General features: G+C 51.1%; 19 protein-coding genes. 8 read left to right on the top strand and 11 right to left on the bottom strand.

The genetic code is table 11. The annotated features are described in order from the left end of the window. Positions 1 to 34 precede the first annotated feature (34 nt). Positions 35 to 841, bottom strand: a complete 807-nt coding sequence (locus tag AB9P05_RS04790; RefSeq protein WP_371907671.1) for an SDR family oxidoreductase — start codon at positions 839 to 841, stop codon at positions 35 to 37. Between the two features lie 107 nt (positions 842 to 948). Here AB9P05_RS04790 and AB9P05_RS04785 point away from each other — a divergent pair, with 107 nt between their 5' ends. The 4 genes from AB9P05_RS04785 (at position 949) to egtD (ending at position 7,040) form a co-directional block, all read left to right on the top strand. Further along, a complete protein-coding gene (locus AB9P05_RS04785; RefSeq protein WP_371907670.1) occupies positions 949 to 2,112 on the top strand; it encodes a PLP-dependent aspartate aminotransferase family protein in 1,164 nt (387 codons plus the stop codon). A 21-nt stretch (positions 2,113 to 2,133) separates the two neighbouring features. Then, positions 2,134 to 4,596, top strand: coding sequence for a DUF5686 and carboxypeptidase regulatory-like domain-containing protein (locus AB9P05_RS04780; RefSeq protein ID WP_371907669.1), 2,463 nt, complete (start codon positions 2,134 to 2,136; stop codon positions 4,594 to 4,596). A gap of 139 nt (positions 4,597 to 4,735) precedes the next feature. Next, positions 4,736 to 6,043 (top strand): ergothioneine biosynthesis protein EgtB, encoded by a 1,308-nt coding sequence (egtB, locus tag AB9P05_RS04775; protein ID WP_371907668.1) that lies wholly within the window; start codon positions 4,736 to 4,738, stop codon positions 6,041 to 6,043. Between the two features lie 19 nt (positions 6,044 to 6,062). Then, positions 6,063 to 7,040, top strand: coding sequence for an L-histidine N(alpha)-methyltransferase (gene egtD / locus AB9P05_RS04770; RefSeq protein ID WP_371907667.1), 978 nt, complete (start codon positions 6,063 to 6,065; stop codon positions 7,038 to 7,040). A 47-nt stretch (positions 7,041 to 7,087) separates the two neighbouring features. Here the strand turns inward: egtD and AB9P05_RS04765 are convergent, their stop codons facing one another. The 3 genes from AB9P05_RS04765 to AB9P05_RS04755 form a co-directional block, all read right to left on the bottom strand. Then, positions 7,088 to 7,564, bottom strand: a complete 477-nt coding sequence (locus AB9P05_RS04765; RefSeq protein WP_371907666.1) for a helix-turn-helix transcriptional regulator — start codon at positions 7,562 to 7,564, stop codon at positions 7,088 to 7,090. 397 nt (positions 7,565 to 7,961) lie between these two features. Continuing rightward, entirely contained in the window at positions 7,962 to 8,288 is a 327-nt protein-coding gene (locus AB9P05_RS04760) for a HesB/IscA family protein (RefSeq protein WP_371907665.1), read from the bottom strand. Between the two features lie 18 nt (positions 8,289 to 8,306). Continuing rightward, positions 8,307 to 8,717 (bottom strand): hypothetical protein, encoded by a 411-nt coding sequence (locus AB9P05_RS04755; protein WP_371907664.1) that lies wholly within the window; start codon positions 8,715 to 8,717, stop codon positions 8,307 to 8,309. Positions 8,718 to 8,856: 139 nt separating this feature from the next. On the opposite strand from AB9P05_RS04755, the gene mce reads away from it, so the two are divergent. Then, positions 8,857 to 9,270 (top strand): methylmalonyl-CoA epimerase, encoded by a 414-nt coding sequence (gene mce / locus AB9P05_RS04750; protein WP_371907663.1) that lies wholly within the window; start codon positions 8,857 to 8,859, stop codon positions 9,268 to 9,270. Here mce and AB9P05_RS04745 read toward each other — a convergent pair. Continuing rightward, complete coding sequence (locus tag AB9P05_RS04745; RefSeq protein WP_371907662.1) at positions 9,267 to 9,419, bottom strand: hypothetical protein; 153 nt, start codon at positions 9,417 to 9,419, stop codon at positions 9,267 to 9,269. The genes mce and AB9P05_RS04745 overlap by 4 nt on opposite strands. Positions 9,420 to 9,571: 152 nt before the next feature. Here AB9P05_RS04745 and thiL point away from each other — a divergent pair, with 152 nt between their 5' ends. Then, positions 9,572 to 10,609 carry a thiamine-phosphate kinase gene (thiL, locus tag AB9P05_RS04740; protein WP_371907661.1) on the top strand — a complete coding sequence of 346 codons (1,038 nt, stop codon included), beginning with the start codon at positions 9,572 to 9,574 and terminating at the stop codon, positions 10,607 to 10,609. A gap of 58 nt (positions 10,610 to 10,667) precedes the next feature. Here the strand turns inward: thiL and AB9P05_RS04735 are convergent, their stop codons facing one another. The 4 genes from AB9P05_RS04735 to rlmD form a co-directional block, all read right to left on the bottom strand. Then, entirely contained in the window at positions 10,668 to 11,837 is a 1,170-nt protein-coding gene (locus AB9P05_RS04735) for a tail fiber domain-containing protein (RefSeq protein ID WP_371907660.1), read from the bottom strand. Positions 11,838 to 11,912: 75 nt separating this feature from the next. After that, a complete protein-coding gene (locus AB9P05_RS04730) occupies positions 11,913 to 13,043 on the bottom strand; it encodes a tail fiber domain-containing protein (RefSeq protein WP_371907659.1) in 1,131 nt (376 codons plus the stop codon). A gap of 279 nt (positions 13,044 to 13,322) precedes the next feature. Beyond that, complete coding sequence (locus tag AB9P05_RS04725) at positions 13,323 to 13,709, bottom strand: hypothetical protein (protein WP_371907658.1); 387 nt, start codon at positions 13,707 to 13,709, stop codon at positions 13,323 to 13,325. A gap of 25 nt (positions 13,710 to 13,734) precedes the next feature. After that, a complete protein-coding gene (rlmD, locus tag AB9P05_RS04720) occupies positions 13,735 to 15,147 on the bottom strand; it encodes a 23S rRNA (uracil(1939)-C(5))-methyltransferase RlmD (RefSeq protein WP_371907657.1) in 1,413 nt (470 codons plus the stop codon). A 528-nt stretch (positions 15,148 to 15,675) separates the two neighbouring features. On the opposite strand from rlmD, the gene AB9P05_RS04715 reads away from it, so the two are divergent. Both AB9P05_RS04715 and AB9P05_RS04710 read left to right on the top strand, forming a co-directional pair. Beyond that, positions 15,676 to 18,234: a gliding motility-associated C-terminal domain-containing protein gene (locus AB9P05_RS04715; protein WP_371907656.1), complete on the top strand. Its 2,559-nt coding sequence runs from the start codon at positions 15,676 to 15,678 to the stop codon at positions 18,232 to 18,234. Between the two features lie 76 nt (positions 18,235 to 18,310). Continuing rightward, the gene (locus AB9P05_RS04710; RefSeq protein ID WP_371907655.1) at positions 18,311 to 19,690 is read left to right on the top strand and encodes an NAD(P)/FAD-dependent oxidoreductase; all 1,380 of its coding nucleotides are present in this window, start codon (positions 18,311 to 18,313) and stop codon (positions 19,688 to 19,690) included. 32 nt (positions 19,691 to 19,722) lie between these two features. On the opposite strand, the gene AB9P05_RS04705 is transcribed toward AB9P05_RS04710, so the two are convergent. Together AB9P05_RS04705 and AB9P05_RS04700 are read right to left on the bottom strand one after the other, a co-directional pair. Beyond that, positions 19,723 to 22,089: a TonB-dependent receptor domain-containing protein gene (locus AB9P05_RS04705; protein ID WP_371907654.1), complete on the bottom strand. Its 2,367-nt coding sequence runs from the start codon at positions 22,087 to 22,089 to the stop codon at positions 19,723 to 19,725. Between the two features lie 166 nt (positions 22,090 to 22,255). Further along, positions 22,256 to 25,408, bottom strand: coding sequence for a PQQ-dependent sugar dehydrogenase (locus tag AB9P05_RS04700; protein WP_371907653.1), 3,153 nt, complete (start codon positions 25,406 to 25,408; stop codon positions 22,256 to 22,258). Between the last annotated feature and the right edge of the window lie 54 nt (positions 25,409 to 25,462).

Genomic DNA, 25,462 nt, shown 5'->3' with positions numbered 1-25,462 from the left:
GGTGACCTGGCCTCATTCTGCCACCTATAGCGGCCTACTTAAAGGGGCTGTCCTTTTCCTTGGCCATGTGGTTATAGACAATATTGTCCATCATGCCCGGCATCCACTTATTCAAAAATACTGCTAGCTTACCCTGCCGCGTAAGCACCACGTCCCTTTTCCGTTTTTTCACTGCCTTGTAGATCGCCCCGGCCACCTCTTCCGCAGTCATCATTTCCTGCTCATCGCGCGGAGACTCCCCCTGTGTGCTACCATCTGCCGTAAGCGCCACATTGCGGATATTAGAAGCCGTAAAGCCCGGGCAGGCCACCAGTACATGAACCCCCCGCTTCATCACCTCTGTGCGGAGGCTTTCCATAAAGCCATTCATCGCATGCTTGCTCGCCGTATAAGCCGTGCGGGCAGGGGTACCCCGGTACCCGTTGATAGAAGAGACGCCCACTACGCTACCCTTGCTTTCCAGTATATGCGGCAGCGCATACTTAGTAGCGTAGATAGTGCCCCATAGGTTTATATCCATCACCTTACGGAACACCTCCAGGTCCATGTCCTCAAAGAGCGCGCGCATAGAGATCCCCGCATTGTTAATAAGGACATCTATACGGCCGTATTTGGCTATGGTCTCCTCCACCATCCGGCGGTTATCCGCCTCGCTGCTTGCGTCCAGCGTTAGCGGCAGGTGGTCTATCCCTTCCGCCGTCAGCATTTGGCTTACCTCATCCATCCGCTGCTGGTTACGCCCCGTGTACACCACCTTAGCGCCATGGCGGCCAAATACCTCCGCACAGGCTTTGCCGATACCTGATGAACCTCCCGTTACGATGACCACTTTATCTTTCATATCACTGATATTTGCCACAAAAATAAAGGAATTTGCCTGAGCGCCTTCCTGCGTTTGAGGAAAAGACGTTTTTTCTGCAATATGCAGTCTGAATACTACTTGATACTATGGACTACGATAACCTCAGCTATATACTGAACCATACCGGAGAGGAGCAGCGTGTACAGGGGGCAGCGGTGCCGCCTGTATTTCAAACCTCCAACTTTTTATTTGACACCATAGACGCTATGGCCGAGTGCCTCAGTCATGAGGACGAGATGCCTTTCTACAGCCGGGGCGTGAACCCCACCGTGGATGTGCTGCGTAAAAAGATGGCCGCCCTGGAGGGCACAGAAGACTGCCTCGCCTTTGGCAGCGGCAGTGCCGCCATAGCTGCCGGTATTATGGCAAATGTGCAGCAGGGAGACCATGTGGTATGTGTGCAAAAGCCCTATAGCTGGACAGCCAAGCTGCTGGACAACCTGCTCAGCCGCTTCGGAGTAAGCACTACCTATGTAGATGGCAGGGAGACAGCGAATATCCGGGCCGCGATACGGCCGGAAACGAAGATGCTCTTCCTTGAGAGCCCCAATAGCTGGACCTTTGAGCTGCAGGACATAGAAGCCGCCGTAGCCGTTGCCAAAGAGAAGGGCCTGCTTACCCTTATGGATAACAGCTACTGTACCCCCCTGAATATGAAGCCCGCCCAACTGGGAGTGGATATCATCATGCACTCAGCCACCAAGTACATAGGCGGCCACAGCGATGCCGTAGCGGGTATACTTTGCGCCAGCAAGGCCATGTGCAAAAAGATCTTTGCCGGGGAGTTTATGACCCTTGGCGGCATATTAAGCCCCATGAATGCCTGGCTGCTGGTGCGGGGACTGCGCACCCTACACCTGCGCATGGAGCGGGTAAGCCATACCGCCGCGGAAGTGGTCAGGTTCCTGGAGGCGCATGATAAGGTAGCCGAAGTATACTACCCCTTCCTGCCCTCACACCCCCAGCATGAGCTGGCCATGCGCCAGATGAAGCGGGGCGGCGGGCAGTTTACCATCACCCTGGCTACGGAAGATGAGGAGAAAGTGAAGGCCTTTTGCGAAAGCCTCACCTACTTCGGGATGGGCTGCTCGTGGGGTGGCCATGAGTCGCTGATCTTCCCGGCACTCACCCTGCACCGCTCACAAAACTATAAATCCACACTACCAGCTAATATGATCCGTTTCTATACAGGCCTGGAAGAAGCAGATGAGCTTATCGCAGATCTGCGCCAGGCATTAGACGCTATTTAAGACGTATTTTTTTACCGGAAGATGAAGACCCTGCTCAAGCTATTGTGCACCAGCTATGTGACCCTGCTTTTGCTCGCGGTACACTCCCCTGCCACGGCGGGGGAGAGGCAGGCGGCTACCAGATTGTACGGGGTGGTGAGCGATGAGGAGGGGCGTGGCCTGCCCTTTGCCACAGTCCATATTAAAAACACCTCCACGGGTACCACCACCAACCAGGACGGCCGCTACAGCATAAGCCTGCCCCCTGGTACCTACCGCATTTTATACCAGTTCGTAGGGTACAAGACCCAGGAGAGGGAGGTGCGCATAGCCGCTACGCCCGTAGCGCTCGACGTCAGCCTGGAGCCGGAGACGTATGAGCTCAGTGAGGTGGTCATCAGCAGCGGAGACGAAGACCCTGCCTATGCAGTCATCCGGGCAGCCATAGCGAGGAGGAAACAACACCTGAATGAGGTGGAGGCCTTTAGCGCAGAGGTATATATAAAAGGCCTGCAGCGGCTGGACAAAAAGCAGGACAAGATATTAGGGATAGAAGTGAATGTAGATACAGGCATCGTGTATCTCTCCGAGTCCGTATCAGAGTACCATGTACAACGGCCAAATAACGTCAAGGAAGTAATGATATCCAGTAAAGTGAGTGGTAACGACCGTGGCTTTAGCTGGAACCAGGCCTCCGATATGCGCTTTAATTTCTATGAAAACCTGCTGAGCTTTCCCGGCCTCAGTGAGCGCGGCTTTGTCTCGCCCATAGCTGATAACGCTCTCTTCTTCTATGACTATGAGCTGGAGGGTACCTTCCGCGAGGACAACTACCTGATCAATAAGATAAAGCTCATACCCAAACGCCAGCATGATCCTGTATTCCGGGGGCACATATACATAGTGGAAGACCTGTGGCGTATACACAGTACCGACCTGCAGCTTACAAAAGAAAGCCAGGTGGAATTTGTGGACACCCTCAACATCAACCAGGTCTTTGCCCCCATCGAAGACAATGCCTGGATGGTGCTCTCCCAGTCGTTTACATTCAACTTTAAAATATTCGGCTTTGAAGGCAGTGGTTACTTCATAGGCGTGTACCGCGACTATGAAATAGCCCCTGATTTTGAAAAAGGGTTTTTTAATAACGAGGTGCTGCGCGTAGAACGTGAAGCCAATAAGCGCGACAGCAGCTACTGGGACAACGTGAGGCCCGTGCCCCTTACCCAACTTGAGGTATCTGACTACGTGCGTAAAGACAGCATACAGCAGGTAAAGGAAAGCAAGCCCTACCTGGATTCCGTAGACCGTAAGAATAACCGCATTAGCCCTGGCGATATTTTCCTGAGTGGCTATACCTGGCGCAATAGCTTTAAGAAACGCGAGGTGCGATTCCCCTCCTTGTTCAGGCTGTTTCAATACAATACCGTAGAGGGGTACGTGCTTGATATAGCCCCCTCTTTTCGCCAGGAATATGAAGACCGGCGCAGCTACACTATTACCCCCGTGGTGCGCGTCAGCTCTGATGATGGCGTGCGCGGTAAGGTAGAGGCTACGTATAATTACAACCCGCGTAAATTTGCCTCAGCCTCATTCAGCGCCGGAAAGTACATCGCTCAGTATAACTACCAGGACCCGGTACCGTACTGGCTCAATACCTTTTACACCTTGCTAAATGAGGAAAATTACCTCCGTATCTACGACCATACTTTTGCCAGCTACACCCATGGCATAGAACCGGTAAACGGCATATACCTCAGGGCCACCCTGGAGTACGGCCAGCGCCGGGAGCTTTTTAATAAAGCAACCGATGTGTGGGTGGACCGTGAAGACCGGGAGCTGCAGCCTAACCGCCCACAAAATGCGTTCACAGACACATACTTTCCGGAGCATGAGGCACTGACCCTCAGGTTTACGGCGCGCTTTCGTTTTGCACAGAAGTACGTATCACGGCCAGACTTCAAATACATAACTGAGAGCCGCTATCCCTCCCTGTACCTGACCTATATGAAAGGGATAAAGGGGGTTTTTGGTTCTGACACAGACTTTGACCGCCTAAGCCTGTCCGTAGTGGGAGAGCAGGCGTTCGGCTTGTTGGGTAAGACAGACTACACCCTTGCCGCAGGCACCTTTTTGCGTGCGCCCGTACTCTACTTTATGGATTATAAGCACTTTATGGGAAACCAGTTTATTCCTACCGACTTTGGTCCCGGCAAGTTCCAGCTACTTGACTATTATACCTACAGTACTAACGATACTTATTATCAGGGACATTTCACCCACCACTTCAATGGCTTTTTACTCAATAAAATACCCCACATTCGCAATCTGAAGTGGCAGACAGTACTTACCGCCAACTGGTTTCATACCCGGGAGGCCGGGCATTATGCCGAACTAGGGCTGGGTATAGAGCATATTTTCAAAGTAGTAAGGGTAGACGGCTACCGTAACTTTGAGCCTGATGGCAGCAACAGATACGGTGTACGCGTGGGTATTGGCTTTTAATTCCAATCCAACCCGCAGGGGCTTTGGAGCGAGCATATTTTTCTTTATCATTGTTTAGCAGGTCCATTTTTTAGTCACCGGGCTAAACTATGCCCCAAGAGGCTGGTTATAAGTCTGTACCAAATAAATTTTTATCAATTTGGGTTTTTCAGAAGATATCTCCCCCTCTGCCTCTTTGCAGGCCCTCGATCATAAAGAACTGGCCGGACGTTTTCTGCGGGTACGCAAGCAAACCGAGCACCTTTGCGAAACGCTCGAAACCGAAGATTACGTGGTGCAGCCTATAGTGGATGTGAGCCCCCCCAAGTGGCATCTCGGCCATACAACCTGGTTTTTTGAGAATTTCATTCTTAAGGAATATAAACAAAACTACGAGGTGTTTCACCCCGAGTACAGCTACCTCTTCAATAGCTACTACGTGACCGTAGGTGACCGCTGGGACCGCCCGAAACGCGGCATGCTTACCCGCCCCACCGTGGAAGAGGTCTATGCCTATCGCAAGCATGTGACCGAGCACATGATCGAGTTTCTGCTCAGTGATATACCTGATGAGGAGCGGGTACGCTATATCCTTACCATAGGCCTGCAGCATGAGCAACAGCACCAGGAGCTCATGGTATATGACATAAAGTGTATACTGGGCAATAACCCTCTGCAGCCCGTGTACAGGCCTGAGAAGAAAGTCTCCCAGCCGGCCCCTAAGCGCACTGTGCCTGCCGAAATGCTGGAAATGCCCGAAGGGCTCTACGAAATTGGTGCCCAGGGCAAAGATTTTGCCTTTGATAATGAGTATGGCTTTCATAAAGTATACCTGGAGCCCTACCGTATCGCCAATCGCCTCGTCACCAATGGGGAATATATGGAATTCATAGAGAGTGGTGCCTACAAGACAGTACGGTTATGGCTGTCCGACGGATGGGACTGGGTGGAGAAAAACAACCCGCGCGCGCCCATGTACTGGTACAGACAGGATGGCGAGTGGTGGCACTACACGATGAACGGCCCTGAAAAAGTAAAGCCCGAAGAGCCTGTGACCCATATCAGCTATTATGAAGCCAATGCCTATGCGCTCTACCGTGGCATGAGGCTACCCACAGAATTTGAATGGGAGGCGGCCTGTAAAAAATACCAGCCCATTGCTCCCGAGGAAGCCAACTTTGTCGATAGCGGAAACTTCCGGCCCACTACAGCCCGGGAAGGTAATTACCAGTTCTTTGGCGATGCATGGGAGTGGACGCAGAGTGCCTACCTCCCATATCCATACTACGAGTGCGAAGATGGTGCCCTGGGCGAGTACAATGGCAAATTCATGATCAATCAAATGGTGCTTAGAGGGGGCTCATGTGCCACCTCTCCCGATCATATACGGGTGAGTTACCGTAACTTCTTTCACCCGCACCTAAGGTGGCATTTTACCGGGATTCGCCTGGCTGAAAATATTAAATAAATCTGATTAGCATTTTTACATGACCGTGACCAAAGCACCCCTGGAAGAGGAGGTACGACAGACATTTGCCCGCGAGGTGCTGGAAGGCCTGAAAGCCGACCAGAAATCACTTCCCAGTAAGTATTTTTATAATGAAAAGGGAGACCGTCTGTTTCAGCAGATTATGGAAATGGACGAGTACTACCTCACCCGTTCGGAATATGAAATAATGAAGCAGGGCCGCGAGCGTTTTCTCGATATTTTCTCTGCTAAAGGTTCCTTTCAGCTTATAGAACTGGGTCCCGGTGATGGCATGAAAACCAAGGTTTTACTGGAGCATTTTTCCAAAGCGGATACAGATTTTGAGTATATGCCACTTGACATTTCGGGCAATGTGCTGGACATACTCGTGGCGGATGTAAATCAGCGCTACCCAAACCTCAAGGTAAAGCCCTTGTGTGACGATTATTTCCGTGCCCTGGACTGGCTCAGCACCCACAATAAGGGGCGTAAAGTGGTCCTGTTTATGGGTGGCAACATTGGTAACTATGAACCCGGAGCCGCACGCGACTTCCTGAAAGAGGTAAGCCGTTACCTCGTACCTGGTGACCTGCTGGTCATCGGGTTTGACCTCAAAAAGCAGCCATCCAAGATACTGGCCGCTTATAATGACCGGCAGGGGATTACGGCAGAGTTTAACCTAAACCTGCTGGACCGGATGAATGAGGAACTGGGTACAGATTTTGACCGCAATAACTTCATCCACTACCCGGTATATAACCCCGCGTCGGGTGCCTGCCGCAGCTACCTTGTATCTAAAGAAAAGCAGCACGTAACCTTTCCCGGCGAAGACGAGACCATCCCTTTCGATGCCTGGGAGGCCATCTACATGGAGGTGAGCCAGAAGTATAGTCTGGGACAAATCGAGGCCATGGCTCATGAGCTTGGCTTTGCCGTGCATGAGCATATGTTCGATAGCCAGAAATACTTCGTAGACTCCGTATGGGAGTGGCAATAGTCAGAAAAAATCTCACAGTAAGCCGCCGGCCCTCATGGCCTGCGGTTTTACTTCACGTACCGTTTTCCCTTCAGGTTGCGATACAGAAAGTTAAGGCCGTTGGCCACCTCTCTTAGCTGTTCCTGTTGCATGCCTGCCAGTTGCAGCGACCTTTGTACAAGGTTGTATAATCTTTCTTTCGGTTCTTTGCTGTCGGACTGCCCGCTAAGGCTATATTCCTCACGCATGCTCACGCTCTCTTCCTTAAGCTGTTCCAGTGAAGACCGGTCAATGACCACCTCCGGTGAGGCATCCTCATTTTTGACCGCTAGCTCTTCCAGCACAAAATCATTCAATGAGACATTGAATATTTCTGTGAGCTCAAGCAATGCGGACAGACCCGGCTCCACATTTCCTTTTTCATAGCTGCTAATGAGACTTTTCGTTTTTCCGACTTTTTCCCCCAGCTCCTCCTGGGTCATGTGGTGCTTCTTTCGCAAATAGCGAAGGTTCACTCTAAAATTGTTTGCGATTCGTTTAGCCATTTATCAGTAATATGCATTTTTTGTGTAATAAACTTATGTAATATCCAACTCATAATGAAGTCTTATTGTTGCTAATGTCGTTTAGCCCAATATTTACTCCAAAAATTCATTTATTATTGACCGTAAAAAAGTTAAATATTCACACTTGTATTTTGAATATTAATCCTTTTCTATAGTAAAACATCCTCATTACTTGATATATAGAGAACAGTATAAGAATTACCGATAACGGAATAATCCGATTGAGGGATATTTTGGTTGATTTATTCTTTATTGTGTCTTTTTTGGCTGAAAATCCGCTCTGAGCCATGAAAATGAAAGAGCCACGCACTCAAAATTAGTACGTGGCTCTTTCCGGCATTACCGTTCGTGTAAAAAGTACTTTTATCTTATTACCCTAAACAGCAAAACTCTCTCCGCACCCGCAGGTACGTGAAGCGTTAGGGTTAATAAACTGAAAACCTTTTCCGTTTAGTCCGTCTGTAAAGTCCAGGGTGGTACCCAGCAGGTAGAGCAGGCTCTTCTTGTCTACAAGAATCTTTACGCCCTTATCTTCGAATACTTCGTCCGCATCCCGGATCTCATTGTCAAAATCCAGATCGTACATAAGGCCGGAGCAGCCACCACCTTTCACGCTAACCCTGATATTGTACTCAGGTGACTTGCCCTCTTCTTCCCGAAGTTTGGTAATTCTGTGCTTAGCGGAATCCGTTACGCTGATCATGCTTCTCCTCTTTTATTATTAGCTTATTGGATTTAATACTACGCTAAAAACCGTGATTTGGTTCATGTCGCGACCGTAATATAGCTTCTCCAGTGCTCCGTAAATATTTGGTGCACTGAAATAAGAAGTATGCAAGTCGCGTTCACCGCGTATCGCCCATTGGATGGTGTAGCTGCTTTCCTTCTCTTTGTAGTCCTTTACGTAGTCCAGCATCTTGTTGAGCGAGTCGATCTTATCATACCCTGTCGTGCTGTGAAATAAAAAGGACTGGCTGTGCCGGGGGTTGATCGTGATCATGTCCAGCTTGGTACGCCCGCCATCGGCCGCATGAAACTCAAACACTACCGAACTGCTTCCCAGCCCGAGATAATTCCGTATCTCCTTTTGGATGCGGGCCGCTTCTACGTGTATGTCTGTAGATGAATCCATCCTTTGGTCAGTAACTATAATGTAATAATTTGCCTACGCATAACCAAAAACAGCTAGCGAACCTTTCGGCCTCCCGAAAAGTTTGGCACCTTTGCAAAGGTAAGTAACAAAGCGGTAATAAACATACGTGAAGCCATATATGAGGAAGATCGAACACATAGGCATAGCCGTAAAGGACCTGGAAAAGGCCAATAGCCTGTATACAGCCCTGCTGAATACTGAGCCCTACAAAACAGAGAAGGTGGCATCCGAGGGAGTAAGCACCAGTTTTTTCCGGATGGGAGATAGTAAGATCGAGCTTCTGGAGGCCACAAGCGAAGACAGCGCCATCGCTAAGTTCATAGAAAAGCGCGGAGAAGGCATACACCACATTGCCTACGATGTTGAGGACATACGCGCAGAAATGGCCCGACTGGAAGGTGAGGGCTTTCAGCTTCTCAACACCGAGCCTAAAAAAGGGGCGGATAACAAACTCGTATGCTTTTTACACCCTAAAAGCAGCGGAGGTGTACTGGTAGAACTGTGCCAGGAGATTACCTCCGAAGAAAACTAACGGTTGCGGTTCCAGTTCTTTTTGTCATACTGGATAGAGTTATAATGCGTGTTTTTCTTTTTGCCTGAGCGTGTTTTGTACTGTGGACGCGGTCCGCAGCTAGCCAGTACCATTAGACAAAGAACCGTAAACAGGATCAACTTCTTCATACCTTCTTCTTTTTGAGGAAGATACATGCCAGATGGCTGCAAGCCAAAAAACGCCGCCCTTAGCCGCTACGGATGATGTGCTTTTTCCATCCGTCAGGTAAAGAAAGGCAGCGTAGCGGCTATACCATTTTTACGTTTATTGAGAAAATACAATGTCAGAAAGTCCCAAACGTACAGAGATCGGCGAAATCGGGGAGTTTGGCCTGATAGACCGGCTCAAAGCCCTAAGCCCTGTCACTAATCCCTCTACCAGGGTAGGGATAGGTGACGATGCCGCCGTTATAGAAGATGGCGGTAAGCTTACCCTGGTCACCACAGACATGTTGCTGGAAGGGGTACATTTTGACCTTAGCTATATGCCTCTGCCCCACCTGGGCTACAAGGCCGTATCCGTAAATGTGTCGGATATAGCGGCCATGTACGGCTTGCCAAAGTATATCACTGTCAATATTGCCCTTAGCAACCGCTTTTCCGTAGAGGCCGTAGAGGCCCTGTACCAGGGCATACACCAGGCCTGTCAGGACTATAATGTAGACCTGGTAGGAGGAGACACCACCAGCAGCCACTCGGGCCTCGTAATCTCTATCACTGCTGTGGGAGAGACCACCCCGGAACAGCTAGCCTTGCGCTCTACCGCTAAAACGGCCGACATACTCTGCGTCACCGGTGACCTGGGTGGTGCCTATATGGGCCTGCAGGTGCTGGAGCGTGAAAAGGCCGTATTCAGGGAAAACCCTGAAATGCAGCCGGACCTGGAAAAATATAAGGAAGTAGTCGGCCGGCAGCTTAAGCCCGTGGCACGGATGGACGTGATATTTGACCTGCGTGACCTGGGCGTGGTGCCTACCGCCATGATCGACATCAGCGACGGCCTTGCCTCTGAAGTGATGCACCTGTGTAAATCCTCCGGACTGGGAGCCGTGGTATACGAAGACAAGCTACCCATGACCAAGGACGTATATGAAGTGGCAGACGAGTTCAAGATAGGTGCACCCACCGCCGCCCTCAATGGCGGAGAAGATTACGAGCTGCTGTTCACCATAGGCCAGGAGGATTACGAAAAGATCAAAAACCACCCTGACATTACCACCATAGGCTACATGCAGGAAAAGGAAAACGGCAAGGTACTCATTACCCGCGGCCAGCAGAAAGTACCCCTGCAGGCCCAGGGCTGGAAGCACTTCGACTAATAAAAAAAAGAGCTTGTCACCTGTTGTGGCAAGCTCTTTTTTTATAACCACGCTAATACTACCTCGTCAGAATCATACGCTTGCTATCGATGGCCTTACCATCCGCCACCAGCGCGTAGATGTACATGCCGGCCTCCAGCTCACCCGCACTGATGCGTGCGCTGACCGCGCCGCGCTCCTCCAGGCTTAGCTCCTTGATCTGGCGGCCATTCATATCATATACATACAGCACCGCATTTTCCACATCCTGAGGTAGGTTCAGGCGAATGTTTGTCTCCCGGTTAAAGGGATTCGGCTCGTTCTGAAACAGCTCAATGCGCTCAGGCACATTGTTCAGCCCCTGCGCAGGAGCATTATTACGCATTGTAGTCAGTTCTTCACGCAGGCTGGCAATCTCCTGGTTCTGCTCCTGCAGTGCAGCCACCAGCACAGGGATAACCGCACTGTAGTTTATGCCCAGGTAGCCGTCCTCCCCTTCGCTCACTGCTTCTGGTAGTATAGTGCGTAGCTCCTGTGCCTTAAAACCAATATTACGCTGGTCCTTCAGATTTTTCGCCTGGGCTACACCGCTGTTCCACGCGTAGCTTACCGGGTGCATTGCATCTATTTTGTCGCGGGCGTTGGTCACCTCTCTAAAGTCCTTCTTCAGCCGCTCATCAGATGTCTGAGTAAGAGTCACCACCCTTACATCCCCTGCCACATCCAACTGGTAAGTTGCCGTGTTGCTCGACCACGTGGCTATCCTCACCGGACAGCCATCAGGGTCAGCATCATACTCCATAGCTAAAAAAGGGTAATAAGAGATCACCGGCGTTACTATATTAAAGGAAAACGTCCCCGAGGACCGGATAGTCTTAGCCCCCATATTGACAAATACATCCGGGTTCGGGTCCCCTACGAAGGTGAGGCCTTTAGGCTTTTGCACCCTCACCCCGTATATATCACATTGCCCGAACGACTCGCCTATGCCGATAAACTGACGGGGAAATGAAGTAGTGGAAGATGAGCTTAAGGGTGACTGAAATATATTGCCCTGCCGCACATCCAGCTTGGTCCCTGCCAGGGGAAAAGAGGTGCTTATGCCCACCGTGCCGCTAAAGGGGGAGATCAGGGTATTTCCCCCGCTGTCCACCCAGCGGTCTACCGAAGGATCCTGAGCATACAGGCTCGCTGTACTTACCAGCATACATAGCATGATTGCAGGTAAAAAAGTAAATAGCTTTCTCATAAAAGTGAGTTTAATGGTTAATATTGGTTGTTGAAAAAAGTATTCCTGGTAGGTAAGTCAGCGGGTAGCCTCATGCTACCTCGTCAGGATCATCCGTTTGCTGTCGATGGCCTTACCATCCGCCACCAGCGCATAGATGTACATGCCAGCCTCCAGTTCGCCCGCGTTTATACGTGCATTGACCGTGCCGCGCGCCTCCAGGCTCAGCTCTTTGATCTGGCGGCCATTCATGTCATACACATACAGCACGGCGTTTTGCACGCTCTGCGGCAGGTTCAGCCGGATACTCGTTTCCCGGTCAAAGGGGTTCGGCTCGTTCTGGAACAGCTCGATACGTTCCGGGACAGGTACACCACCGGGCGCCAACTCCGGACCTGCAGCCACCCGCTGCTCTAATTGCTCAATGCGGGCCTGCTGCTCCTGCAGCGCCGCCACCAGCACAGGGATAAGGGCATCATAATTGACCCCGAGAAAGCCGTCCTCACCCTCATGCACCACATCCGGCAATATGGCCTGAAGTTCCTGCGCTTTAAAGCCCATTGTACGTTGCTCCTGTAGGTTTTTACCCGGAGCCGCTGCAGGGTTAAGCGTATAACTCACCGGGTGCATCGCCTGTATGAGAGCCGCAGCGTCCGTTAGCTCCCGGAAGTCAGCCTTTAGTCTTTCGTCGGAGGAAGTCACGAAAGCATTAGCCGTGACAGATCCGCTCACCGTCAGGCCCGAAGATGTCCAGCGGCCCACCTGTGTGCCGCAGCCGTCGGGGTCGCCATCATACTCTATGATAAGCGAGGGGTAGAAGCTCAGCACAGGGATAGGGTTGATGCTGTTTGCCGCCGGCGCTTTAATGCCCAGGTTTGCGAAAGCAATCGGGTTGTTAATCGTGGCAATAACCAGAGGCTCCTGCACCCTGATGCCGTAGATATCACACTGCCCGAAGGAATCGCCTATTCCGATAAACTGGTTAGGTACATCCAGCGTAGAGCTGGAGCTGAGCGGCGACTGAAAGATATTGCCCAGCCTTACGTCCAGCTTCGTGCCCTGCAGAGGGAAGCTGGTTTCTATGCCCACACTCCCCACATTGGGCGGGTTGATGATGGTGTTGTTAAAATTATCCACCCAGCGATCTGTGGAAGGATCCTGTGCCAGGACGCGTACGCTTATACATGACAGACCCGCCAGGGTAATCAGTAATAGAAGGTTTTTCATAGGTGAAAAAGAGTTTAGTGATTGGTAGAAGGAAAAAATGATATGATGGGACCACCCGCAAGGCGGGTGTAACAGGTAGCTGGCATAGGCCAGGGGGAGGCCTATATTGCCATAAGCTAATTTATTGAATAATATAACCGTAATAAATCCCTATTTATTAGGATTAATATTTCAACTAAATAACCTGTAATGGTAAGCTATATATGCCCTTAAAAAAATAAAGGTGACACCCCGCATGGGATGTCACCTAGTAATATGCTTATTTAGCTTATGGCTAAATCATAGTCCCTGCGCCGGGCTGTCCTCAGGGTAGGGGATATAAACGTAACGCGTAAAATCCCCGTCTACCACAAAGAGGCAACAGAACTCCTCCGGGTCCTTATAGTTCTTTTCAAACTCCTCTACCCTCTCCTGGTCTATCAACTTGCGCTGCACAAACTCGTCAAGGTAAGTAATGTAGTAATTCCACTGCAGGGCCAGTTCCTCCTTAGCCAGCAGCAGTTGCCCTACCGGTAGCTGCGTTTTACTCACCGGAAAGATAGGGTACTCTGAAAAGCCCCTTTTGCGTACCTGGTAAGAGCTCTCCCTCAGTATGTTCGACACTACTGCAAAGTCCTCCGTGATGGTGCCCAGGTATTTAGGATCTAATTCAGGATCGTTTTGCATCGTATTTCTTCTGTTTTCAGCGTTATTAAGATATTTTATCCAGCCGCACCACATTCTCCACATGGTGAGTATGCGGGAACATGTCCACCGGCTGCACAGCCGTCACCTCATATTGCTCACCCAGCAGCGCCAGGTCCCGGGCCTGTGTAGCCGGGTTGCAGCTTACATAAACGATACGGTCAGGCGATACGTTCAGCAGCGTTTGTATCACATCCGCATGCATGCCCGCGCGGGGAGGGTCCGTAATCACCACATCCGGGCGGCCCTGCTCATTCACAAAGTCTTCGGTAAGCAAGTCTTTCATGTCACCCGCAAAGAAGCGGGTATTATCTATACCATTTTCCCGGCTGTTAACTTTCGCGTCCTCAATCGCCTCCGGCACATACTCCACGCCTACCACATGGCCCGCCTGGCGGGCCACAAAGTTAGCAATCGTACCCGTGCCCGTATACAAGTCATATACCGTTTCACTGCCCGTAAGTGCCGCCATGTCACGAGCCACCTTATACAGCTCATAAGCCTGCCCGCTATTGGTCTGGTAAAAGGACTTAGGTCCTACACGGAAGCGCAGCCCCTCCATTTCCTCCTCTATATAGTCGCGGCCCGCATACGTGATCACCTCCTGGTCATGGAACGTTTCGTTCTTCTTCAGGTTCACGATGTACATAAGGGCAGTCAGGTCAGGAAAAGCCTCTTTCAGGTGAGCCATTACACCCCCTATAGCCTCCTCCTGCCGTTCGCCAAACTGCACGATGACCATCGTCTGCCCCGTATTAGCCGTACGGATGATCAAGTTACGCAGTAGCCCCGTATGCTCTCTCAGGTTGTAATAAGTGAGGTCATTTTCAAGAGCGTAGGCCCTTATCGTCTGCCTTACCGCATTGCTCGGGTCTGGCTGCAGGTAGCACTTCCGGATATCGATGACCCGGTCAAAGCGTGCCGGCACGTGAAAGCCCAGCGCCTCACGGCTGATTTCCGCCCCGCTATCGATCTCCTCCCGGGTCAGCCAGCGGCTGTCACTAAAAGTAAACTCCAGCTTATTGCGGTAAAAGCGGGTTTCGGCAGAGGGCAGTATCGGGCTTATCTCAGGCAGGGGCACTTTAGCGATGCGCTCCAGCGAGTCGATCACCTGCTGGTGCTTATATGCCAGCTGAGTCTCATACGTGATATGCTGCCATTTGCAGCCTCCGCAGTAATCAAAGTGCTCACAAAAGGGCTCAGTACGTCTGTCCGAATATTCATGTATGCGCTCCGCCCGTGCCTCAAAGAAGTTTTTCTTCTTTTTGGTAATGCGAAGGTCCGCCACATCTCCCGGCGCCACACCTTCTACAAAAACCACACGGTTATCCACCCGCGCCACACATTTACCTTCCACTGCCATAGCACCGATAGGCACCTTCTCCAGCGTTTCCTGCTTAAATTTCTTGCCTCTTCCCATAATAAGCTGCAAAATTACGGCATTTTTTCGGATTGCCCGCACCTTACCCCTCCTTCATCCGTTTCACCCCCCCTGCCCTATCGCCTTCAGGCCACCGGTATGCCACCTATCATAAAGTGATAACCCCTTTGATCTGCTGCCATAAATTTGTATTTTTACAAGGAGGCCCACTGCGGCCATTACACCTTTTTTTAGTTCATCTCTTTCCGCCCTTCCACCCACTACTGAACCGTCTCTTAACCGTCTTTAAACCATGTATGGTAGGGGTATCCTTCGCCTTTCGTTCCTCTCCCGTTCCTCTCGACCGGGCGCTGTATTAATTGAATATTTTAATGAATATGGCTGTGGCTCAGATCCCTTGTATTTTCCTCCGTCCTGTTAGTTTTGAAGGATTACTGAAACTACCCGGACAAGTATGTCCATTCCGGCGAAGGGATTCTTACCATTGAAGTGTCAGACATATGTAGGGAAGACGGTAGGCGGAGGTAATTTTTACTATATTGATTATTCAGACCTTAAGGCTAACGCATGCGGCACGTTACTATTTGTCTATTCCTGTTCTTAGTTTGCACCGGTGCCCGGGCTACCCACATTGTAGGGGGAGAGATAGAGTTGGAGCATACCGGAGGGTACTATTATACCCTGCGCCTCATTCAGTACTTTGACCGTGTAAACGGGAGTCCCGGAGCAGAAGACCAGGACGCCACCCTGGTGATCTTCAGTAAGGCACGAAACCGCCGGGTAGACGCCTGGCGGCTAAACCAGGTACAAAAGACAGAGGTAGAGTACACACAGCCGGAGTGTGCCATAGCCGAACTGGAAACCAATAAACTCGTCTATGAAAGAAGGATCTACCTGGATCCCACCATCTATAACGACCCCCAGGGATACTACGTAACCTACGAGCGCTGCTGCCGCAATAACATCATCAATAATATCGTATTGCCCGAAGGTACAGGACAGACATTCTACCTGGAGTTTCCCCCTGTCCAATTGGACCAGCAACCTTTCGTGAACAGTACCCCCCAGCTATTCCCGCCCCTTAGCGACTATGGATGCGTGTTTAAGCCCTACTATGCCGACTTCGGCGGCACTGATCCGGATGGCGATTCCCTCGTATATTCTCTGGTTGATCCGTTGAACAGCTCCACCGGAGAGCCTATCCCCAATCCGAGGCCAGCACCACACCCCAGCGTCACCTGGGAGACAGGTTATGATACAGATAACCAGATAAGAGGTATTCCGCCGCTTAGCATCAGTACCGACGGACTGCTTACCGTTACCCCCACCCAGCCAGGCCTGTTCGTATTTAGCGTTAAGTGCGAGGAGTACCGCAATGGCCGGCGCATAGGAGAGGTAAGGAGAGACTTTCAGCTACTCGTCATCACTGACTGTAATGCAGGCCAGCCACCGGTTATTACTGCCAATATTAACGGGGACAGCCGCCGGTTAGCCAATAATGAGTTGATCACCATACGTGAGCAGGATGCCAGTTGCATAGACTTTAAGGTAACAGACGGCGACACCCAACTCAGGGGAGAGCAGGTAAGTATACGTGCCCGTGCCGTAAACTTTGACCCCGCCGACTATGGCTGGTCCTGGGGGCAGCAAAGTAAGTTTCTCGCCTCCATACAAGACACCCTTTCCACCAGTGTGTGCCTGGATAAATGCCCCGTGCCAGGCGTGGACCCCCTCATCATTGACTTTATTGCCGGAGACAACTCCTGCCCCAAACCCCTGCTCGATACCCTGCGCGTACGTATTCATATAGATCGCGACATAGGTACCCCCGCCTACTTTTCTGCCCCTGTGGCTGAGCGGGTAGAGCGTCGCCTCCTTACCGGCCAGTCCTTCAGTATGGAAGTAGTGGCCCGTGACGATGATCTGGACAGCCTGCTGGTATGGAGGCAGGCAGAGGGCATATCACCCGAATCAGTAGGCGTAGCCATAGACCTGCTGGAAGAAAGCAGAGGCTTTGCCCGCTACAGGGTAAGCTGGACACCTCAGTGTGAGAAGTTTGTGGATATGCCCGTAAGCTTTGCCATGCTTGCGGATGATATTGACTCCTGCGGTCACCTCACCCCGCCCGATACCGTCTATTTTGACCTGATGCACGTAGCCCCCGAGCCCTCCCAGCCGGTGCTTACAACGAACGCCCCGGATAACCTGCTGCAGGTCAGGGTGCGGGAAAGCATCCGCTTTGACCTGTTCGGTAATGACATCGACAACGATTCACTCTACCTTACACTTGATAACGCAGATGAACTACCACCGGATTTTATCTACCAGTTTGCAGGAGCCAGCGGCACTGGCAGCATCACCGCCCCCTTTGCCTACACACCCGGCTGTGAAGCACTCCGTATATTAGATGATACCCTCCAGCTACGCTTCGTGCTCAGAAGTGTCTACGACTGCGGCATGGAGTTTCCTGATACCGTAATCAGGAACCTGCTAGTACAGCCTCCTGTAAATAATGCTCCCGTCATCAGTGTGGCCGGTGAACCGGGCCCCGTGGATTACCGGCTCACCGTCGGTGAAAGCCTTACCCTCAATATACAGGGCAATGAGGCAGACAACGATGAAATGTACATGGCCATGCTGCCCGCCGATGCCGAGCGCTACGAGGGGTTATTTACCTTTGAGCCCGTCACAGGGCGCGGACAGGTCAATTCCCCTTTTATCTGGACTCCCGGTTGCGAGCAGCTATCCGGCTTACCCGAAGAGAACCGCTTCACCGTACGACTGGTGGTGAGAGACCAGTACTGTGATGGAAGCCTGATCGATACCCTCACCCTTAATCTCGAACTGCAGGACCTGGAGGTGGATTATAATTTCGATATTGCCAACGCTTTTACCCCCAATGGCGATTCCTTCTCTGAAGAATACTTTATTAAAGAATTGCCACCCGATAACTGCGCAAGTCAGTTTGAATCATTCACCGTCTACAATCGCTGGGGCAAAGAGGTGTTCTTTACCCGCGAGCGGGACTTCCACTGGGATGGCGGGGGCGTAGCCAGCGGCACCTATTACTACCAGATCAAATTCACCCACAATGAGTTCAGGGGGCCACTGCACATCATCTTTTAAGTAAACCTTTCGCAGCAGAGGCCTCATCCGTCAATTTTTTTAACAAGCCCATCCCGCCCCGGTTATATCAACTGAAATGGGAAATGAAATGAGTGATAGTGAGATAAGGCCGCAGGAGCAACCCTTTTGCCTGCCTGAAAATGACCTGCCCCGAGTGGTAGTCATCGGCGGAGGGTTTGCCGGGCTTAATGCAATAAAGAAGCTGAAAAATAAACCCGTGGACGTGGTGCTACTGGATAAGCACAATTATCACCAGTTTGTACCCCTCATCTATCAGGTAGCCACCAGCGGCCTGGAGCCAGACTCCGTTTCTTTCCCGCTACGTAAGCGCTTCAGAGACTATAATAATGTCACCTTCCGCCTGGCAAATGTTGAGCGAATAGATCATGCTCAAAATAAGGTTATTACCAACAAAGGCTTCCTTACCTATGATTACCTCATCATCGCTTCAGGTAGTGTCACCAACTTTCTGGGTAATAATAAAATAAAAGAGCATTGCTACGGACTGAAAACCGTAGAAGATGCCATACACATTCGCAGCCTCATGCTGAGCCACCTGGAGATGGCCGCCCAGACATGCATACAGGAAGAGAAGGATGTTCTGACCAATTTTGCCATAGTCGGCGGGGGGCCTGCCGGTGTAGAGCTGGCTGGCGCGCTGGCAGAGTTCAGAGACCATATCATTCCCAAGGATTACCCTGAGTACAATGGCGACAACATCACCATATACCTGCTGCAATCCGGTTACCAGTTGCTCAAAGGCATGTCAGAAGAGAGTAGTAAACAGACCCTGAAGGACCTGCAGAATATGGATGTCAAAGTCCTGTTCGGATGTAAAGTGACAGGCTATGATGGCCGTACCGTACAGATAGAAGATGCCAAAATGCAGCTAAAAGCCGCTACCCTCATATGGGCCGCCGGCGTTAGAGGAAGCTTTCCCGGAGGATTAAACGAAGACATAGTAGTAAAGGGTAACCGCCTGAAGGTGTCCGAAACCCTGGAAGTAGCCGGCATGAACAATGTATTTGCCATTGGGGATGTGGCCGGCCTGATAACAGAAGAGCATCCAAAGGGCCTCCCTATGCTTGCGCCCGTAGCCATACAGCAGGGGAGTCATGTAGCCAAATGCATACTGAAGCTTATTAAGGGAGAATCGGCCGAACCCTTTGACTATCTTGATAAAGGCCACCTTGCTACCATCGGGCGCCGCCGCGCCGTGGCAGACATCAGAGGCCTTAAGCTAAGTGGCTTTACCGCATGGGTGATCTGGGCCCTTGTCCATATCTTCTACCTGGCCGGATTTAAGAACCGCACCTTCGTCCTTATAAACTGGCTTTCTAATTACATGTCCTACGACAAAGGGGACAGGCTCATCACCCGAACCACCTTCAAAGACCCATACTCCACCCATTCAAATACACAGCGCTTTGAGGCCTCAAACCCTGCCGCTGAATAGAGGGCTAACATGCTTTACTTATCCTGAATAGATCAGAAGCTATAACTCGCACTGATAAGGAATATGCGTGACTGGCGCTTGTAGGTGAACTCCTGGAAGAAGTCCTCGCCTTCATTCTCACCCTGAAACTGGCGGGTATTGAATATATCTCTCAGGCTTAGGCTCACTTTGGCCCTGTCCTCCAGAAATGAGCGTTGCACACTGGCATCCACATAGTAGCGTGCCAGGTCCCGACCCTGAGCTTCTATCTCCGGGGCTGTGTAATTACCCGTTAACTGCAGACCCACATCTGCCGGCAGGCTAAAATCCGTCGTCAGTTTAGTGTTCCACGCCACACCGGAGTTAGTGAAGTTCCCGTCAATATTAGTACCATCCACTTCCGTACGGAACAGCGAGAAGCTACCGTTCATTTTCCACCACGGCGTTACCTCCGTATTGTTAATGATCTCAAACCCATACGTCGTGCTACTGTTCAGGTTTTCAGGTCGGCGGTAAGATATGCCATTCTCCACCTGTACCAGAAAGTCAATCTGCCCGTCTACATGGCGGTAAAAAGTGTTAGTAGTGAATTCCACCTTGCCCAGGCTTATAAAATAGCCGAACTCAAGGCTTTGGATAAATTCCGGCTGCAGGTTAGGATTGCCGGAGCGTACGTTCAGTGAATCCGATACATCAGGGAAAGGGTTCAGGCGCCACGCATTGGGACGGTCTATACGACGGCTGTAGGTAAATTTCAGTGACTGATCATTATTTATCGCGTAGCTAGATTGGAAGCTCGGGAAGAGGCTCAGGTAGTTCTGGTTATTCGTTTCACCGGTAGTCACCAGCTCCGTATCTATCAGCGTCTGCTCCAGCCGTGTACCGGCAGACAGGTTCCACTTACCCTTTTCCAGGCTATAAATACCATAGGCAGCATACACCTGCTCCGAATATTTAAATTGGTTGCTGATCTCGTCCTGCAGCACAAAAGTACCGCTCTCGTCCTGTATCTCATAGCGGTAGTCATTATCCAGCAAGCGGATAATCGTTTTCAGTCCCGTTTCAAACTTACCCGGCCCAAGGTTTTGAGCATAATCAGCCTGTCCGATAATGTTATGGCGGCTTTCATCCGTAAGCGCACGTTCCTGACCAGACATGTTTTCCCCTTCCGTATAGTCAGTATTGGGGTAAACATCAATATACTGGTTTTCCACACCCGTTCTGAAGCTGTGGCTCATCAGCGCACGGAAACTCCGGTCCTCATCATCAAAGGCGCGGTCGTAGATCAGCGCATTATCGTACGTGTAGTTTTCCTCTATTTCATTATTAACCCTGGCGTAGTCAAGTATCAGGTTATCCGTATTCAGGTCGAATACCTCCGTCAGGTTCTCCTCAAAGTCATTCTCATTCTCAATGTTCATGGCCCCTTCATAGCTGAACTTGTTTTTTCCCGCAAAGATGGACCCGCCCAGGCTAAACGTGTGTTCACGGTCATTACGGTCATTGTCCCCATACTGCTCCAGGCGCTCATCATTATCAAAAGTCAGGCGTGTCGTACGCGAGTAGCCCTCCCGCGGCCAGCGGCGGAAGTTGTATCCGCCATAGATATTATACTTTTCCGTTTTATGGTTTACACGTAGCGAAGTGCCCAGGCGCATATTACTGCCAGCCGTTACCTGCGCCTTGCCATTGGTACCCATGTCCTTACCTTTTTTCAACTTGATGTTGATCACCCCGCCGGCCGCTTCCGCATCGTACTTGGCATTAGGATTATTAATGATCTCAATGCTTTCCACTGCGCTGGCAGGTATCTGCTCAAGGTCCGTAGCCAGGGCAGAGTTACGGCCATTGATCAGAATATTGGTGTTGCCGCTGCCCCGTATTGAGATGCCCCCGTCCTGGCCCACATCTATACTCGGCGTGTTTCTAAGGACATCCAGCAGGTTGCCACCCAGGTTGGAGATAGTTCGGTCAGGGCGTACCGTCATACCCTCCATAGTAGTTTCCACCGGGCTGGTCTGCATATCCTCCGCTGTCACCACCACTTCATCCAGTTGCTCAGCAGCCGGCGTAAGCCTGATCTTTCCCAGCGCCTTATTACCGCTGTTCAGAGTAACCTCCTGGCTACGGTCAGCAAACCCCAGAAACTGTATCGTTAACTCATATACACCCGGTTGGGCGTCGATCTTAAAAGAACCGTCAGCCTCCGTCACGCCCCCGCTCACCGGCCTACTACCCCCCGGCTTATATAGCGCCACCTGGGCAAAGGGAACCGGCTCACCTGTAGATTCATCCACCACCTGTCCGGTGACAGAGGGTTTTGAGAGGTTATTGCTTCCCGGCTCGCTGTTTTGAGCAAAAAGTTCGGGAGAAGTTAAAAATGAAATGATCAGAAGAAAGTAAGCTATACCCTTTTGCACAGACCTGTTATTAATGATGTTTAACTTTTGATGGGCGACCATTAATCAAAACTGCAAAGGCATGGCTAAGGTTACAGTTTTTCTTCTTTTCAGTTAAAATAAATGTACACACACCTAATTTCGGGGCTACTATTTAGGTGTGTGTAATTATTTGTTATTCAGTAAATTAGTGTTTTATCACGATCCTTTTTCGTACCGTGCTTCCTGACATTTCCACAATCAGGAGGTACAGGCCACTGTCAAATCCGCTTGTATTTAGCCTGAGTACACCTGCGGGTTCAGCTTCCGTTTGCCACACCGTTCTGCCCGTAGCATCCACCATCCTTGCCCCCTTTGCACCTTCTATGCCAGATAGGGTAAGGCTGGCGTCGGCAGGCACAGGGAATACCTCCACAGACCGTTTTAGTTTCTTTACAGAGGATTGTAAACTTGTGCGTGCAGCAGGCGCGCCAGCATCATTGTACACACGCAGGTGGTCTATATTACCTCCGCTATACCCTATGGCCGTGGTGCGGATGGTATTTTGCCCTGCCGGGAGAGTCACCGTTGTTTCCACTACCTGCCAGTCATTCCAGCCGGCAGTAACAGGAAAGTCCTGTGCAGGGTCCGTCACCATATCATTTATCCTGAGCTCCAGCGGTCTGCTGGCCGATGCTCCCAGCACATACCGGAACTGCAACGTATATTCTCCGGAGTCAGGTACGTTGGCCACCCATTCGATGTAGTCATCATACTGCCCCGAATAGTCCACATAGCCGCTGCCTGTATAGCGCGGAATCCATTGGAGAATGTTGGCCCCGAATACCGTAGCCTCTTCTGCTTCCAGTAGTAAATTTACCGGATCAGGGTCCGGGCCAGGGGCCGGTCCTGTAGTGTCCGCACTCACCCGGTACCAGGCGCTGGCCGGTATTTCACCCTTTGGCTGGCCGGGACCGTCGTAGCTTACAGTCAGCGTTTGTCCTCCCGTTTTTTCAAAATACTCTATACGTACCGCATGCTTCCCTGCTTGCAATCCTATGCGGCCCGACCTTTCCTGCAAGGCATGCAGCCCGCCATTATCCACCACCAGGCTATCTCCTATATAAAGTACGCTACCATCATCACTGGCCGTGTAAAATGTATACTCACCATCCGCCGGCACTTCCACATACCCGGTGTACTGCATGCCGAAGTAGTCCTCACGCTGGCGTAGCGCCAGGTCTGGTACAGCCGTAGTGCCGGTATCTGCTGGTATATAGGCGCTAAAGTCCGGCTGGCTGTACCACGTTTGTTCATAGTAGGCATAGTCCAGGCCATTTACAGTATTCGCCGGGTCTTCCGGGATTCTCAGAGAATCTTGTGCCGTCGTATCCACCACATACAGTGCCGTATATACCGTGTTGGTCTCCGGCGTGGTGATGTCATGCGTGGCCGCACCTCCGTCGCTCCAGCTATCGAATACATAATTTACTCCATTCAGAGCCTGCTGCTGCGGTGCTTCCACCGTGCGCGTTATGCCCACCACCCCCGTCACCGTATAGGGCGTTGTGTCCGCTTTTCCATCCAGCAGTAACTCCAGGCCCGGGGGGTCGGTAGCCAGTGTGATATCCGCCTTTTGCGGGTATATTTCCCGGTATGTCACTACAGAGGCACCGTCGCTGTCCGTGGCCCTCAGATAGATGCGATACCATACATTGTCCGACGTTTCATTCGTACGGGAAATGGTAAGGCTGCCGCTGGTTATGCCACTGGTTTCGTCCAGTGCCGGGTGTGTATGGCTATCATGGTGAAAGTCTATCCACCACGTATAGGCCGAGTCCGGCAAGGGGCCGTCTTCCGCGTCCGTAGCCGTACCGCTAAACGTTATTGTCTGCCCTGCCTGGTACAGAAGAGTAGAGTCCGGTGAATCAATGGCTAAGGTAGGAGGCGTATTACTGTTTATTCTGAGCAGTGCTACGTCGCTTACGACCGTATCCACACTGTTATATACAAATACCCTGAAGGCGGCACTGTCATCCGCCACCGATACATCCTCCAGCAAGTAAGAAGACGAGGTGGCCCCCGCTATGTTTGCGCCATCTCTAAGCCACTGATACTGAAGGCTACTGCCCGAGGCTGCTACCGTAAACAGCACATCATTGCCTGCATTCGTAGTCACACTCTCCGGCTGTACCGTGATCACAGGAGCCGTACTGCCGGTATAGTCCATCCGCCACAGTTCGCCGTCACTACTGGACGTATTGTCCTGCTGTGAGCCTCCTCCCAGGCCCTGCCTTACCAGTACATACAAAATACCTTCGTCGTCCACCGCTACATCCAGTGGTCGTTTAAAACCAGTGCCGAACGTAGTAAGCTGGCCGGTTTGGGGGTCCAGGGCCTTAATGTAGTTAGCACAGTAATCCCCGAAAAAATACTTCCCCTGCCATTCCGAAGGGTAGGGTGAGGAAACAGGATTATAGAAACCGCCCACTGTAATGCTGCAGCCTTCCGTGCGACCATAAGCGTATACAGGATCCTGGTAGTTGTCAGGGGGTGTCTGTCCGGCAATGGGGCCTTCCACGTATGGCCAGCCATAGTTGCCACCCGGCACCACCTCGTTCACCTCTTCATAGGCAGCCTGTCCCACATCATTTAAAAAGATCTTCCCCGTTTGCGGATCTACACCTCCCTTAAATGGATTGCGGAAACCCAGCGCATAAATAGCCCGCAGTTCGCCCGTGGTTTCATTGTAAAAAGGGTTATCCGCAGGAATGCTTCCATCAGGATTAATGCGGATGAGCTTACCCAGGTTAGAAAGTAAGGTTTGCGAGTTAGGGCCATAGGCATTGTCCCCGTGCGAGGCGAAAAGGTAGCCATCTCTAAAGAAGAGAGCCCCTCCATTATGTATGCCGGCAGATACCCTGTGAAAGTCGTATAGTACCTGCTCGCTCGCCGGGTCCGCCGTATCCCCATTGGCCGTGAAGCGGCTTACCCGGTTGTGCACCTCTTCATTCGCCGATTCAGGCACAGTATAAAAAACATATACATAGGAGTTGTTTTCAAAATCAGGATCGAAGGCAATAGACATCAGCCCCCGTTCATTGAAGTTGTCCACATCCAGCGTAAGAAATGGTGTGCTAAGGTGCATCCCGTCTTTTACAATAGTGATCCGGCCATCCTTTTGGGCGATAAAAATCCGCCCGTCAGGGGCAGCGGTAATACCGGTAGGGTCAAGGTCTTTGGCGACCCTGGTCTCTACAAAACCAGCAGGCAAGTCAGCCCCTTTAAGCAGAGGGGAGAGCAACAAGAGTGGAAATAGAAAAATGACAGGATGATATCCTGTGATTTTTAGCTTTATCATGGTGGCTTAAGGTTTTTGGTTAGGTTTATAAAGTACTTATTTATAGATAAATAA

The sequence above is a fragment of the Roseivirga sp. BDSF3-8 genome (genome assembly GCF_041449215.1).
GTDB lineage: Bacteria > Bacteroidota > Bacteroidia > Cytophagales > Cyclobacteriaceae > JBGNFV01.
This window is presented reverse-complemented; position numbering and strand designations above follow the sequence as displayed.

Coding starts and splice junctions, on each gene's coding strand:
- AB9P05_RS04730 (WP_371907659.1), bottom strand. CDS start 13,043: ATGAAAAACCTTCTATTACTGATTACCCTGGCGGGTCTGTCATGTATA.
- AB9P05_RS04785 (WP_371907670.1), top strand. CDS start 949: ATGGACTACGATAACCTCAGCTATATACTGAACCATACCGGAGAGGAG.
- AB9P05_RS04745 (WP_371907662.1), bottom strand. CDS start 9,419: ATGAAGAAGTTGATCCTGTTTACGGTTCTTTGTCTAATGGTACTGGCT.
- AB9P05_RS04760 (WP_371907665.1), bottom strand. CDS start 8,288: ATGATCAGCGTAACGGATTCCGCTAAGCACAGAATTACCAAACTTCGG.
- AB9P05_RS04765 (WP_371907666.1), bottom strand. CDS start 7,564: ATGGCTAAACGAATCGCAAACAATTTTAGAGTGAACCTTCGCTATTTG.
- AB9P05_RS04715 (WP_371907656.1), top strand. CDS start 15,676: ATGCGGCACGTTACTATTTGTCTATTCCTGTTCTTAGTTTGCACCGGT.
- thiL (WP_371907661.1), top strand. CDS start 9,572: ATGTCAGAAAGTCCCAAACGTACAGAGATCGGCGAAATCGGGGAGTTT.
- AB9P05_RS04755 (WP_371907664.1), bottom strand. CDS start 8,717: ATGGATTCATCTACAGACATACACGTAGAAGCGGCCCGCATCCAAAAG.
- AB9P05_RS04725 (WP_371907658.1), bottom strand. CDS start 13,709: ATGCAAAACGATCCTGAATTAGATCCTAAATACCTGGGCACCATCACG.
- AB9P05_RS04790 (WP_371907671.1), bottom strand. CDS start 841: ATGAAAGATAAAGTGGTCATCGTAACGGGAGGTTCATCAGGTATCGGC.
- AB9P05_RS04780 (WP_371907669.1), top strand. CDS start 2,134: ATGAAGACCCTGCTCAAGCTATTGTGCACCAGCTATGTGACCCTGCTT.
- AB9P05_RS04735 (WP_371907660.1), bottom strand. CDS start 11,837: ATGAGAAAGCTATTTACTTTTTTACCTGCAATCATGCTATGTATGCTG.
- AB9P05_RS04700 (WP_371907653.1), bottom strand. CDS start 25,408: ATGATAAAGCTAAAAATCACAGGATATCATCCTGTCATTTTTCTATTT.
- rlmD (WP_371907657.1), bottom strand. CDS start 15,147: ATGGGAAGAGGCAAGAAATTTAAGCAGGAAACGCTGGAGAAGGTGCCT.
- mce (WP_371907663.1), top strand. CDS start 8,857: ATGAGGAAGATCGAACACATAGGCATAGCCGTAAAGGACCTGGAAAAG.
- AB9P05_RS04710 (WP_371907655.1), top strand. CDS start 18,311: ATGGGAAATGAAATGAGTGATAGTGAGATAAGGCCGCAGGAGCAACCC.
- egtD (WP_371907667.1), top strand. CDS start 6,063: ATGACCGTGACCAAAGCACCCCTGGAAGAGGAGGTACGACAGACATTT.